This window comes from Mycobacterium innocens, assembly GCF_900566055.1.
Classification (GTDB): domain Bacteria; phylum Actinomycetota; class Actinomycetes; order Mycobacteriales; family Mycobacteriaceae; genus Mycobacterium; species Mycobacterium innocens.
Map to the genome: position 1 here is coordinate 1 of NZ_UPHQ01000289.1, position 12962 is coordinate 12962.

At 64.0% G+C, this 12962-nt stretch carries 13 protein-coding genes and 3 pseudogenes; 6 read left to right on the forward strand and 10 right to left on the reverse strand.

Features of this window, described 5'->3' with window-relative positions; all coding sequences use genetic code 11:
- Window positions 1-107: pseudogene (locus EET03_RS27835) on the forward strand (IS982 family transposase); the annotation flags it as partial.
- A gap of 123 nt (window positions 108-230) precedes the next feature.
- Here the strand turns inward: EET03_RS27835 and EET03_RS27840 are convergent.
- Window positions 231-1448, reverse strand: coding sequence for a GNAT family N-acetyltransferase (locus EET03_RS27840; protein WP_075541373.1), 1218 nt, complete (start codon window positions 1446-1448; stop codon window positions 231-233).
- A 242-nt stretch (window positions 1449-1690) separates the two neighbouring features.
- On the opposite strand from EET03_RS27840, the gene EET03_RS27845 reads away from it, so the two are divergent.
- Window positions 1691-1960 (forward strand): hypothetical protein, encoded by a 270-nt coding sequence (locus EET03_RS27845; protein ID WP_075541372.1) that lies wholly within the window; start codon window positions 1691-1693, stop codon window positions 1958-1960.
- 162 nt (window positions 1961-2122) lie between these two features.
- Here EET03_RS27845 and EET03_RS27850 read toward each other — a convergent pair whose 3' ends face one another.
- Window positions 2123-2533 carry a nitroreductase family deazaflavin-dependent oxidoreductase gene (locus tag EET03_RS27850; protein WP_075541371.1) on the reverse strand — a complete coding sequence of 137 codons (411 nt, stop codon included), beginning with the start codon at window positions 2531-2533 and terminating at the stop codon, window positions 2123-2125.
- A gap of 211 nt (window positions 2534-2744) precedes the next feature.
- On the opposite strand from EET03_RS27850, the gene EET03_RS27855 reads away from it, so the two are divergent.
- The gene (locus EET03_RS27855; RefSeq protein ID WP_075541370.1) at window positions 2745-2969 is read left to right on the forward strand and encodes a DUF2905 domain-containing protein; all 225 of its coding nucleotides are present in this window, start codon (window positions 2745-2747) and stop codon (window positions 2967-2969) included.
- A gap of 52 nt (window positions 2970-3021) precedes the next feature.
- Here the strand turns inward: EET03_RS27855 and EET03_RS27860 are convergent, their stop codons facing one another.
- From EET03_RS27860 to EET03_RS27890, 7 genes are all read right to left on the reverse strand, one after another.
- The gene (locus tag EET03_RS27860) at window positions 3022-5259 is read right to left on the reverse strand and encodes an NADP-dependent isocitrate dehydrogenase (protein ID WP_075541369.1); all 2238 of its coding nucleotides are present in this window, start codon (window positions 5257-5259) and stop codon (window positions 3022-3024) included.
- Between the two features lie 185 nt (window positions 5260-5444).
- The gene (locus EET03_RS27865; RefSeq protein ID WP_122508858.1) at window positions 5445-7070 is read right to left on the reverse strand and encodes an FAD-binding protein; all 1626 of its coding nucleotides are present in this window, start codon (window positions 7068-7070) and stop codon (window positions 5445-5447) included.
- A gap of 510 nt (window positions 7071-7580) precedes the next feature.
- Entirely contained in the window at window positions 7581-7775 is a 195-nt protein-coding gene (locus EET03_RS27870; protein WP_075541367.1) for a hypothetical protein, read from the reverse strand.
- Window positions 7776-7921: 146 nt separating this feature from the next.
- Window positions 7922-8740: a methyltransferase domain-containing protein gene (locus EET03_RS27875; protein ID WP_082274465.1), complete on the reverse strand. Its 819-nt coding sequence runs from the start codon at window positions 8738-8740 to the stop codon at window positions 7922-7924.
- 48 nt (window positions 8741-8788) lie between these two features.
- The gene (locus tag EET03_RS27880; protein WP_082274464.1) at window positions 8789-9286 is read right to left on the reverse strand and encodes a DinB family protein; all 498 of its coding nucleotides are present in this window, start codon (window positions 9284-9286) and stop codon (window positions 8789-8791) included.
- 171 nt (window positions 9287-9457) lie between these two features.
- Window positions 9458-9808 (reverse strand): tRNA-binding protein, encoded by a 351-nt coding sequence (locus EET03_RS27885; RefSeq protein ID WP_244232574.1) that lies wholly within the window; start codon window positions 9806-9808, stop codon window positions 9458-9460.
- Entirely contained in the window at window positions 9795-10217 is a 423-nt protein-coding gene (locus tag EET03_RS27890; RefSeq protein ID WP_244232575.1) for a nuclear transport factor 2 family protein, read from the reverse strand. Before EET03_RS27890 ends, EET03_RS27885 begins: the two co-directional genes overlap by 14 nt.
- Before the next feature lie 116 nt (window positions 10218-10333).
- Here EET03_RS27890 and EET03_RS27895 point away from each other — a divergent pair.
- Window positions 10334-10965 (forward strand): annotated as a pseudogene (locus EET03_RS27895) (arsinothricin resistance N-acetyltransferase ArsN1 family B).
- 387 nt (window positions 10966-11352) lie between these two features.
- On the opposite strand, the gene EET03_RS27900 reads toward EET03_RS27895, so the two are convergent.
- Window positions 11353-11790, reverse strand: a complete 438-nt coding sequence (locus tag EET03_RS27900) for a hypothetical protein (RefSeq protein WP_075541364.1) — start codon at window positions 11788-11790, stop codon at window positions 11353-11355.
- A gap of 282 nt (window positions 11791-12072) precedes the next feature.
- Between EET03_RS27900 and EET03_RS27905 the strand changes: the two genes are divergently transcribed.
- On the forward strand, window positions 12073-12495 hold the full coding sequence (locus EET03_RS27905) for a DUF6788 family protein (RefSeq protein WP_075542276.1): 423 nt from the start codon (window positions 12073-12075) through the stop codon (window positions 12493-12495).
- Between the two features lie 56 nt (window positions 12496-12551).
- Window positions 12552-12962 (forward strand): annotated as a pseudogene (locus EET03_RS27910) (ISKra4-like element ISDesp4 family transposase); the annotation flags it as partial.

The window sequence follows — 12962 nt, forward strand, 5'->3', positions numbered from 1 at the left end:
TCTACGCCCGCGTCGCCCAGCGCCTCCTCGCCCTTGCCGCTGTGATCTGGCACAACTGGAAGATCAACAGCCCAGTCAAGAGGTCACTGATCGCCTACGACCACTGACCAAGGTTGGGAATTACTCATCTAGTTCGTGGTGGAAGCAGGATGCGGCACGCGTCCTGACCTGTCGGCCAGGATGCTCGCGGTGGCCATAGACGGCGAGACCGCAGATGTCCCGTCAGCATCTCAGAAAAAGAATCCGGCATGCGGTGTCTCCGGCACCGCGAACAGCCGATCGGCCGTGGCAAGTGCGGCTGCATCGTCGGCTCGGACCAGCCCGGCCACGGCGAGGCTGCGCCAAGTGGCGCCCCCGAGCAAAACGGCGGCAAGCCCGTGGACGCAGATGTGTAGCTGCGGACGCCGCTGAGTCGGTTCGGCGCCGTCGCCGGTAATAGTGAAGCTGACCGAATTACTCGGCAAGGCAGGGTCGTTGATGGCAACGGTGACGGAGCCGTCGCCCGCATATCGGCGTGTCGAAAGCACCTGGTGCGCGTCGACGACACGCAGCCACGTCTCGTCGTATATCCGGGTGACCTTCACGGCCCGCCGGTCGACAAGCAACCACGGCAACGGATCGTCAACCGGGAGCATCCAGAACATCACGCGGTCAATGAGATCCAGCCTCAACAGAAATCGCAGCAGGCCCAGGTAGGCATCCGTTGACGGGGCGAAGAAGTCCTCGACCGCGATGGTGCGTTGTTCGCTGACGAACCAGCTTTCGGTGTCGAGGGGGCGGTAGCGGACGAAGCCAGACTCCGCCCCGGGCTCACCGTGCACCGCGATATACCAAGGCCCAGAGTATGCTTCGGCGCGCAGCCGCAGGCCCCGCCACCAAACCGGCGCGCGCTCAACGGTTCCCGGCCGGTACGAGCGGTTCCCGGCGTAGATTCGAGGCAGCACGTCCCATGCTTGCGCGGTGTCGAGCAGCCGAACCGGCCCGCCGGTCCCGACGCCTGGACGTAGCGCGGCCCGTCGCGTATCCACCTCCACGCTCTGCGATGAACTCGCCACGCCGTAGCCAAACCGTTCATAGATCGTCGCCTCGGAGGCGCGCAGTGTCGCGGCCACCTCTCCCCGGGTGGCGATGTCGTGCAGCTGATGACGGACCAGCTCGGTGGCGATACCTCGACGGGTGTACGACGGCAGCACCCCGATGTGCGTCACGGCGGCGTGCCGCACGACCGCTCCGCCTGGAAGTGTCAGTCCGCAGGTGACCGCATCAGCAGTGCCGACCAGCTGTCTTCCGACGAAAGCACCCACCGTACGGCCTGGCTCGAACAGCGTGGTGAGCTGGCCTGGCGGCAGGTCCGGCGGGGGTGGCAACCCGACCATGGCGGCGCGGAAAATTCCAGCCGCAGCGACGAGGTCGTCTTCGCTGTCGAGAACACGGATCTCGATGCCCACAAGGCCATCATGGCTGGTGCCCTCGACGGCACCGCGAGTGCCTCGGGTGATGCGACGTTGGTGCGCCCGATGGGGGTTTCGGGCGGAGATTTTGCGGTGACGATTACGGCGGCCAGCTTTGCCGTAGACACAGTCAAGCGGCGTGTCATCGAGTTTGGCCGCACCCGCGTGTCGTCCTTACACCCGCGGCGACGGGCCGAACGGCCCTACCGCGCATCACGTCACAATCGGACCATGGCTTGATGGCAGAGGTTCTGGCGTACATCGGCGCGGGCTTGGTTGGACTATGGGGGGTTTCGCACGCGATCCCGACCCGGGCCGTTGTCGCGGGATTCGGTGAGATCTCCGCAGACAACCGTCGGGTTCTGGTTCAAGAGTGGCTGGCCGAAGCGGTGACCATGTGGTCCTTTGCCGCGCTGATCATCACGGTCACCGCAGTCGGCGATGGGACGGCCACCGCCGCTGGACCTACCGCGTCACTGCGGCGGCGTTGCTCCTCCTCGCTGTGCTGACGGCGTTCACCGGGCGCCCGGACACGCGTCGTGTGGTTCTGGACGCCTTCCACCAGAACCTTATTGCCATACGGGTCGGTGAAGCGCTTTATCGACTCAGCGCTCGTCAATGGGTCGTCCGGGATGGCCGGCGATGTTTGCGCTGATCCTGCCGGAGCCGAATCATTTCGGCGCGGGCGGCGTGGCCGCGGGCGCCAATTTCAGATAGCTCCTGACGTTGAACCGATCGAAAGTACGTTTCCGGTTAGGGTTAGGGGCCAGCTGCCCGGCTACAGCCGCGGCATCAAGGATCTGCGGATCAACTGCCTCATACGTTTCTCCGTGCACGTGAACAGTGGCGTGCCCCGCGGCCAAGACATTTCGCAGCCAGTCGGTGTCTGTGCCGTAGGGCAACGGAATGATGAGACCGTCGTCTACTCGTTCGGCCACCACCGGTGTGGCGTACTCCTTGCCAGTGTGTCGACCGGTGTGTTCAATAATGCTGGCGTACCAGTACTTTCGGCCAGCCACCAGCATCATGGCCGGATTCAGCACATGCTTGTTGAACACTCGCACGGTATCAAGGACCGCCATGACCAACCTTCTTTCTCGGCGGAGGAGCGATTACCGGCGAACGAAATATCCTCGCGCAGTAGGCCCTTCAGATCTGCCCATGGTAGGTCTGGTCGCGCAGAGGTCCTAGGGCCTTTGGTCCCATGCCGCGCAACGTGAGTGGGTGCCTAGCCTAGCCAACGAGGAGGACGGTTATGATCGCTGGCGACTGACTTATCGGGTGGGAGGTCCAATGGGCCGCAACGTAGGTCCGTTCATCGTGGTGGGCGGAATCATCATCGCGGTGCTGGGTGTCTTGACGTGGGTCGGCGGCCTCTGGTGGGTCGGACGGCTTCCTGGCGACATCAGAATCGAGCGCGGAAACCTGCGCATCTACATCCCGGTGGTCTCGATGCTGGTGATCTCGATTGTCGGCAGCGTGGTGCTGACAATCTTGCTGCACCTGTTTCGCCGATGACGCCCGGCCGGCCGAGCCTGAGTGGCCGCACTGCCTGCGGCGCACGAGTATGTCAGCCGTGCGCGGCCGCCAACGCGTCGTTGAACGTCTTGCTCGGCCGCATCACCGCCGTGGTCTTCTCCCGGTCCGGCGCGTAGTAGCCGCCGATGTCCGCCTCTTCGCCCTGTACCGCGGCGAGTTCGGCGACGATGGTTTCCTCGTTCTTGGCCAGCGCATCGGCCAGGGTTGCGAAGTGTTCCCGTAGCTGCTGGTCCTCGTTCTGGGCGGCAAGTTCTTGCGCCCAATACATGGCGAGGTAGAACTGACTGCCCCGGTTGTCCAGCTCACCGGTCTTGCGCGACGGGCTCTTGTTGTTGTCCAATAGCTTGCCGATCGCGGCATCCAGCGTCTTGCCCAGGATCTTGGCCTTCTTGTTGCCCGTCTTGGCGCCCATGTCGTCCAGGCTGGCGCCGATTGCCAGGAACTCGCCGAGCGAATCCCAGCGCAGGTGATTCTCCTCCACGAGTTGGTGGACGTGCTTGGGCGCCGAACCGCCGGCCCCCGTCTCGTACATGCCGCCCCCGGCCATCAGCGGAACGATCGACAACATCTTGGCGCTGGTGCCCAGCTCCAGGATCGGGAACAGGTCGGTGAGGTAGTCGCGCAGGATGTTGCCGGTAGCGGCGATGGTGTCCAGCCCGCGGATCAGGCGCTCCAGCGTGTACCGCATGGCGCGCACCTGCGACATGATCTGGATGTCGAGTCCGTTGGTGTAGTGGTCCTGCAGATAGAGCTTGACCTTCTTGATCAGCTCGTTCTCGTGCGGGCGGTACGGGTCCAGCCAGAACAGCACCGGCATACCGGAGTTGCGGGCCCGGGTGACGGCCAGCTTGACCCAGTCGCGGATCGCCGCGTCGGTGACGGTGCACATGCGCCAGATGTCGCCGGTTTCCACGTTCTGGGTGAGCAACACTTCGCCGGTGTCGAGGTCGACGATGTTGGCGACGCCGTCCGCGGGAATCTCGAAAGTCTTGTCGTGCGAGCCGTACTCCTCGGCTTTTTGCGCCATGAGCCCGACGTTGGGCACGGTGCCCATGGTTCGCGGATCGAAGGCGCCGTTGGTCTTACAGAAGTTGATCAGCTCCTGGTAGATGCGGGAGAAGGTGGACTCCGGCATCACGGCTTTGGTGTCCTTGGGCCGCCCGTCGGCGCCCCACATCTTGCCGCCGGCGCGGATCATCGCGGGCATCGACGCGTCCACGATCACGTCGCTGGGCGAATGGAAGTTCGAGATCCCCTTGGCCGAGTCGACCATGGCCAATTCGGGGCGGTGTTCGTGGCAGGCGTGCAGGTCCCGGATGATCTCGTCGTGCAGCGACGCCGGCAGCGACTCGATCTTGTTGTAGAGGTCCACCAACCCGTTGTTGACGTTGACGCCCAGCTCGTCGAACAACTCTTGGTGCTTGGCGAAGGCGTCCTTGTAGAAGGTCCGCACCGCGTGGCCGAAGACGATGGGGTGCGAAATCTTCATCATCGTCGCCTTGACGTGCAATGAGAACATCACGCCGGTCTTGCGCGCGTCCTCCATCTGCTCCTCGTAGAACTCGACCAAGGCCTTCTTGCTCATGAACATGCTGTCGATGATGTCGCCTTCGCCCAACGACACCTTGGGCTTGAGCACCAGCGTCTCGCCGCCCTTGGTCACCAGCTCCATCTTCACTTCGCGCGCCCGGTCCAGGGTCATCGACTTCTCGCCGTGGTAGAAGTCGCCGTGCTTCATGGTCGCGACATGGGTGCGCGAGGCCATCGACCACTCACCCATGCTGTGGGGGTGCCTGCGCGCATACTCTTTGACGGCCTTGGGTGCGCGACGGTCGGAGTTGCCCTCCCGCAGCACCGGATTCACCGCGCTGCCCAGGCATTTGGCATAGCGGTTGCGGATGTCTTTTTCCTCGTCGGTCTTGGGATCCGCCGGGTAGTCCGGAAGCTTGTAGCCCTTGCCCTGCAGTTCCTTGATCGCCGACACCAACTGCGGTACCGAGGCGCTGATGTTCGGCAGCTTGATGATGTTGGTCTCCGGTAGCTGCGTCAGCCGTCCCAGCTCGCCCAGATCGTCCGGTACCCGCTGCTCCTCGGTCAGGTAGTCGGGAAACTCGGCGAGGATCCGGCTCGCCAGGGAGATGTCACTGCTCTTGATCTTGATGCCTGCCGGCTCGGCGAAGGCGCGAAGGATCGGCAGAAAGGCGTAGGTCGCCAGCAGCGGCGCCTCGTCGGTCAGGGTGTAGACGATGGTCGGCTGCTCGTCGCTCATCTGTGTTTCTCCCGGCGTCGCTATTGGTCGGATTTCGAGGGCTCAGCGTTGGATCGGCGCCTAACCAGTATCGCGGCTCCATTGTGCCGAAAATCATTCGGGAAGTGTTCGGTGCGCCGGTGAACAGTAATCCCACGTCGGTCGCCCTTCGGCGGCCCGGCCAGCGCGACGGCACCTGTCACTGGTCAACGCGGGCTCTGCGCTGCCGACGTCGTGGCGGCATGTGTTCCGGCGCGGCGCCCGGAGAACACGCAGTCGGCCAGTGAGAGCCCGCTGATGTAGGAATTGGAGCAGATTCCGGCTGCGGTGCGTCCGGCGCTGAACAACCCGGCAATCGGCTCACCGGATTCGGTGACGACGGCTCCGCTGCGCTCGTCGACTCGGATACCGCCGAGGGTCAGCATCGGTGTCGGGTTGAGCAGGCTTGGCCGCACCGAAATGTTGAGCAGGGTGAACGGCGGTTGGCTGATCCGGCGCACAAACTCGGCGGGCTTTCCGGCGGGGTCCGGTGCGCCGGTGTCGATCGCGGTATTGTGCGCCGCGACCGTGGCCACCAGGCCGTCGGGATCGATACCGGCCGCCTTCGCGACCTCGCGCAGCGACGGCGCGGTGACCGCGTCGGCCAGCATCAGCGCCGCAACCTGGGCACGCTGAAACCACAACGGCTGCTTGATCATTTGGCGACGGGCTTCCCGCATCAACGCCGCATCGGCCAGAAGCCAGCCGGCACCCTGATGCTGTCGAATCATGGCTTGCCCGACCGCCGCTCCATAGCGGCTTTCGTCGATGACGCGATCCCCGCGCCTGTCGACGATGATCGCGCCGATGAACGCGCTCGGCGGGGTGATGAAACGCCAAGCCGAGACGTTGTCCATCCGGTCGGTGACCGCTCCGGCACGCTGCGCCAGGGCGATGCCGCTGCCGTCGTCGCCGCTGGTACCCAGCTGCAGACCACCGAGATATTGTGGAGCGAACCGTCGCACCCAGTCGGTGTTGGCGATGAAGCCGCCGGCGCAGATGATCACCGCGCGGCGTGCGTCGATCCGCACCGGCTCGGCGTAGCGCCGCTCCAGCCTGCGCAGCCGTCCCTCCAGCCGGCGGCGCAGCGGCGGGTAGTAGATGCCCGGTTTGGCTGACAGCTCGGCCATCGCCGCATAAAGCCGCCGGATCCGCGGTGGCGCATTGTGCATCGTCAGTGCTTCCACCCCGGTCACCCGGCCGGAAGAATCCTGGATCAGGTTCGTCACCGTGGTATGAGGCCAGAACCGAACACCAAGGGCCAGAGCGGCTTTGGCTAACGGGGCATACAGTTTGCGACCCGAGGTGCCGCTGCCCTTGACGCGATGCCCGCGCTGGACGGGCGGGGTGTGGCAGCGGAACGCGCCGGCGTTTTCACTGCCCGAGTGATAAAGGTAGTAGCGGTTGTTCGGAAACGAGGTCTTGTAGGGGCACAATGCGGGGCTGAACGGCACCCCGTAGCTGCTCAGCCAGTCGATCATGCCGGGGCTCGAGCGCACGAATGATTCCAGGGTTTCCGGGCTGACGGCGTCGCCGACTTCGAGGCGAAGGTAGGCCAGCATTTGCTCGGGGGTGTCGTTGACCCCGGCCTGCCGTTGAACCGTGGTGCCGCCGCCGGCGTAGATGATCCCGCCCGATATCGCCGTGGCACCACCACCATTGGCACGGTCCAGCGCGATGACGTCGGCGCCGCGTTCGCGAGCGGCGATGGCTGCGCACTCACCTGCGGCGCCGAACCCGATCACCACGACATCGGCGGATTCGTAGATGCGCGCCGACTTGTCACCAGCCATGCCAGTACTCCCACTCGGGTTGCGCGTTGTGGGTGAACTGTAACAGGTTCTAATTTTTGTCCCGTTTCGATCGAGTGGGTCGAATCTGGGGGTGCCCGACGCGATGTCGCGGCCACGGTGTCGCCCGCGCGAGCGTCGTGGAGGATGGCCGCAGACTTGAGCGGGTCGCTTTCGCGAAGCGCAGCGCGTCGACAACAAGCCGATCAATGGTGACGCTGGCGGCGCAGAGGATCGGCCCGTCGCGTAGCGCGGTATTGGCCTACAAGAGACTGGAGATCAATCGTTGTCAGCCCCTGGTCATGGTGTTGACGGTCGGACGCAGGTGGGCACTGGCGAACATTGCTTGACAGGTACTGCGACGACTACGCCACCGGTGAGGAGCGCCGTGCCCCCTGCCGCGACTTCAAAACCAACCACGCCAGCTTACCGAGCAATCTTCCGGTGACGACCATCGAAGGAATCCGTAATGTGCGCCGTGACTCCCGGGCGCCAATGGGTATTTCGGAGGGGTCAGTTTCGGTTCATGTGGCGCTTGCCGGACCACACCCGGTAGGCGATATAGCCCACCAACACGGCGAGGCCCCCGGTACTGATCAGGCCCAGCGCCGTGCCGTGGCTTCGAGATACATTCAGTACGAACAGGGCCAGGAACAGCACAGACATCACTGTGTAGAACGCTGGGCCGTACAGAGGGTTAATCTTCACACGCGCAGCCCTCCCGCCCGGACCGACAGCAGCCGGGGAACGTCGCGGTGACGCAGTGCTGCATGCGATTCTCCTCTGGCAGGGTTGCCTGTCGTTGGCGTGCCTGAGTTAAGCATGCCGGCGATCGTCCAGTGCTGTCGGCGGCCTTAATCTAGGCATTTGCCGGCGGCGCGGCGGATTGGCACGTCCCTGGTGGCACAGCGCTTCTCAAGAGTGAGTAGGTCGTGGGTGTGGTGGACGGGTTGAGGATTGGTCTCCGCGGCGGCGTCTGCGGCCAGTTGGGCAAGCCCGCGGTCAATTTCGTCGTCAGTGAGATATTCGAAGGTCGAGATCGCGCGGTGTGTGAGCCTGGCGCTGTAGGCGGTAAGGCTGGCGCTGACTTCGTGGCCGACTTCGTCAAGGGCAATGACCGTCACGCCGGCGCGGCCAAACGCCTCTGTGGTGGTGGCAAGGTTGGGAAAGAGATTCTCTTCGATTTCACGGGCGCGCGGAATGTAGTGGTAGTAGGCACGGGGGTGCAGGCGATCGGAAAAGCTACCCGCGATCAACAGCCGGCCACCTGGCCGGAGGACGCGCGCGATCTCGCGGGCGCCAGCATGCAGATCGGCCAGGTGGTGCACGGCGAAGAAGATGGCCGCGGCGTCGCAGCTTTCCGTTGCTAACGGAATTGCTTCGGCACGGCCGGCTATGAAATACACGCCACTGCGGTAATGCTGCATGGCGACTTCGCGCATCCGCTGTGATGGTTCAACGGCATAGACGACACCCGATGCAATATCGGCGAGCAACTGAGTGAATCTCGCAGTGCCAGCGCCTAATTCAACGATTGTCACAGGACGCTGGGGCGGCAGCTGGCGGGTCACGGCGGCACTCCATGAGCGAGCCGCCTGCTCAGATAGACGCCTACCCTGGTCGTAGCCGCGATGCAGTCGAGTGTTGTAGTCGACAGGCCGCAGCATGTTCATCAGTGTCGCAAGCTGCAGAGCGCAGTCAACCGATCCCGTCGGGAACAATCAGGTCTGGCGGCGAATATCGAGGAGGTGGTGGCGCGCCTCGTGCAGGGTGTGTACCGCCACCCACCGCAATGACCGTTCATGGGTTTCTGGGTAGTGGTAGACAACTGTGCGATCCCAGTCGTCGGCACGCAATCGGGCGAGCACATTGCCGAGCAGCTGTGCAGCGTCTGCGAGCTGACGAGCTACATCCTCCGGCTGCTGCTCGGCATAGCCGTCGTGCTCGACCCGCTCATTGCGTCCCATGGACGGGCATTCCGGTCGGTCCACACGGCGTGCTGCGAGGACCCGCTCCCGCTGCACCGGGAGTACGTCGCGCAGATGGCACCCGTATTCCAGGGGAGACCACAGGTCGGGCTGCCGTCGGGTCCGCAGGTCGATATCGTGGCCGCGCAGGATTGCCACCACCTCGGCGACCCGCTCGCGAATGTCCTCCGGGGCCGTACCGGCCTGCGCGAGGTCATAGGTGAAACCGCACTCGTCACGTTGCTTGGTCACTCTGGCATCGTCACAGATCAGCGTCCAAGTGCTCGGTAGGCCGCCTAGCTGAACGCACCAAGACGCCTCGACCACCCAAGCGGGGAAGCTCGCGCGCTCTGCGGTCCATCGGTGCGAGACGGGACCTGATCTCTGAATCCGAGAATGTGAGCCGTTTTGGCCGACAAGTGCTCAGAGCAGCCGGAGGCCCGGTGATACCTCGCGATCTGGGCCGACCAGCACCACATTGCCGTCGTCGTCGGTCGGTACCCCGAGCACCAGGACCTCAGATACGAAATCTGCGACCTGACGCGGTGGCAGGTTGACCACCGCCAGCACCAAGCGGTTCTTCAGCTCGTCGACGCTGTAGAGGTCGGTGATCTGCGCGCTTGACCGATGTACTCCCAACTCGCCGAAGTCGATCCATAGTTTGTACGCGGGCTTACGGGCACGCGGGAACTCCTCGACGCTGATCACCCGACCCACCCGGATATCGACGTCCATGAAGGCTTTGATCATGGTCTTCGGCTCATTGTCGGTCAAAACCTAAGGCTATTGGCGACGCACAGCCATCATCGGCTTGCGGCGCGCGGAGCTCGGCGATGTAGGTACCGTGCCCTTCGCTGACCAGGCCGTCCTCGCCGAAGGTCAGCACTTCGTCGACGAAGGTGCCCGTGTGATTGCGGTAGTTGATGACGATGGTGCGGACGCCGGCGTACACGCCAATCAGCTCAAAGTGCAAGTCGGGAATACGCTGCAGCGCCGTCATCCAATAGGCGCGCAGGGCCTGTTTCCCGTGCACAATCCCGTCGCTGCCGCTGATTACCCGGACAGCCATCGGGGAAGTAAAGACAACGTCATTAGAGAAATGCTCAAGGACCGCCTCGACGTCGGGGGCGTTCCAGGCGTCAAGCCAGCTGCGAGCGAATGCCTCAGGGTCTGGTGTGCTCACCGGGCGATTGTTCCGTATGCAGTCTGTGGGGAAGCCCCGACCCTGCGATTCAATGAGCATCGTTAGGCCGGGCGAACTCCGAGGCGTCGTGAAGAGGAGTGATCGTGCAGATTCGGATGGCGACACCGGAAGATGCCAGCGCTATCGCTGATATCTACCGGCCGTATGTACGTGACACGGCGATCTCCTTCGAGACGGTGCCTCCCAGCGCCCAGGACATGCGGTCGAGGTTGACCAGTACCCTAGCCCGGTTTCCCTGGCTGGTCATCACCGACGGTGAACGCGCCAGGGGTATGCCTATGCCGGCCCGCATCGGTCGCGAGATGCCTACCGCTGGTGTGCCGATGTCTCGTTATACGTGGAAATGTCACTTCACCGCCGAGGCCATGGCCGCGACATCTATACTGCATTGTTGAATCTCCTTGCTGCGCAAGGCTATATCAACGCCTATGCCGGCATCGCGCTCCCCAATGCCGCCAGCGTCGGCTTGCACGAAGCCATGGGCTTCAGCAAAGTTGGCATCTTTCGCCGTGTGGGGTTTAAGAACGGCACGTGGTGGGACGTCGGCTGGTGGCACCGCCTGCTGGCAACCGTCCCACCGCGGCCCGACGAGCCGAGGCCATGGTCCGACTTGCATGCTCGCACTGTTGAATTCGCGCTACGTGCACGGGTTGAACCGGAAACCCAGGAGGACTCGAGCGCATCACACGGTACAAGAACTGAGCCGTCTCGATCATCCAGTGATTGACGGAAGCTGGGTTGTAAGGCCCAAATTTCGCAGACCAGGACATTTCTTGGATCGCAACGGCAATCGGCCGCGATCTGATCGGCCTGGTTGGCGGCTGTGGTCCCCGCGCGAGCGAGTTGGCGGCGAAGCCCAAGGTTTTCGCCGTGGGCATGTTCGAGAACCTGACGGAGTGCAGCTGATCGGATCTATTCTTCGGATTTGCGGCGGGCCGCGGTCTTCAAGACGTCGATGCGCTGCTGGCGGATGTTGTTCACGGGACACGGCTCAGGTAGCGGAGTTTCCCGCGCCCTGGCAGGCCCGTGCGGAGATGTTGTTCGTCGTCGCGATGAGTTTGACCAGCGCTTTGGGCTCGGCGGTGCGTTGGGGCCAGCCAAACGTTGTGGTCGGTCATCGGCTTGCCGTGACGCTTCTGGAATTGCTCGGTGGTGCGCTTGATGAGCGCGGTGGTTCGTTGAGTTGCCGTTTCAGTGTGTCCCAAATAGCTTGTGTCAATGACGAATCCGAATAGGTTAGACACGCGCTGCGCTTGTCGTAGGTCTGCAGGGGCAACAGCAGGCAATAGCCGTGCGGCAGAAAACGATCGGCCCGGTCGAACGAGTGCAAGCCGTCACCGTCCTCGCGGAATAACGTGACCGCGGTGACGGCGGCTTTCAACCTGCGGGTCGCCAGGAATGCTTGCTCGGCGTGCTCTTCGCGTTGCGCCACATAGTGCATCGACATCGTCGAGTTGTGCCGGTATATGTACTGCAGCGCTATACCGGGCGCGCCGACCGGAGTCGGTTGTTTTCGTCGGAATGCGGGTGGGCGGAACACCACCCGCGCCATACGGCGTTTTAAGGCAGCGTAGCTGCAGCGGGTTGAGCTGTTGCTTTTTTGATTTGGGGTGACGGATCTGCGCACTAAATTTCGCGGGCGGGGCTGTCCTGGGTGGTCAATGTAAGCGTCGTCTTGGGTGCGTCCGCGGTGCAGATCGTGTGGTTTTGGCGACGTGGATCGGGTGCGGTCGAGCACCTGCCACGGGTGTGCGACACGAATGTAGGTGACGGGGGTGATGCTGGTGGCGGTGTAGTCTGGTTGTGGTATGAACAACCAGACTTGGAGGAAAGGGTGACCGAACCATCGCTGGGCGACTTGGAACAGCAGCGCGAGTGGTTGTATGCCGAGCTGGCCGGCACCGGAGATTTCCGGCGGGGCTCGATCAGCGAGAACTACCGCCGCTGCGGCAAACCCAATTGCGCGTGTGCGCAACCGGATCACCCCGGGCATGGACCCAGGTATCTGTGGACCCGTACGGTGGCCGGGCGGGGCACCAAGGGCCGGCAGCTCTCGGCCGAGGAGGTGGCCAAGGTGCGCGCCGAGTTGGCCAACTATCAGCGTTTTGCGGCGGTGAGCGAGCAGATCGTGGAGGTCAATGAGGCGATCTGCGAGGCCCGCCCACCGAATCCGGCCGCCTCGGCGCCCCCGGCCGCGACGGGGGACGAAAAAAGGGGCTCTGCGAGCAGGTCGCGGCGGAGGTCGCCGCCGAGGTAGACCGGCTGGCCGCGGTCGCCACCGACGCACTGGGCTCGGGCGCGGGCCTGGCCCCGGTGGAGTTGGCGATCCGCACCGCGATGACCCAGCTTGGCGCCTCGCTGCTGCAACAACTGCTGGCCGCCGACACCGGGTACCGCGGGCCGCGGATCGACTGCGGGCAAGGACATCACGCGGTGTTCGTCGGCTACCGCGACAAGCACCTCGACACCGTGCTGGGCCGGATCACGCTGGGACGCGCCTACTACCACTGCGCGGCCTGCCGGCGCGGTATCGTGCCGCGTGACGACGACCTGGGCGTCACCGACGCGTCGCTGTCACCGGGGCTGCGACGGATGGTGGCCCGCGCCGCGGCCGCCGAGCCGTTCGCCACCGCCACCGAGTTGCTCGCCGAGCTGGCGGGAATCCGGTTGACCGACAAGCGCATCGAACGCTGCGCCGAGGCCGATGGTGCCGCCGCAGCACAG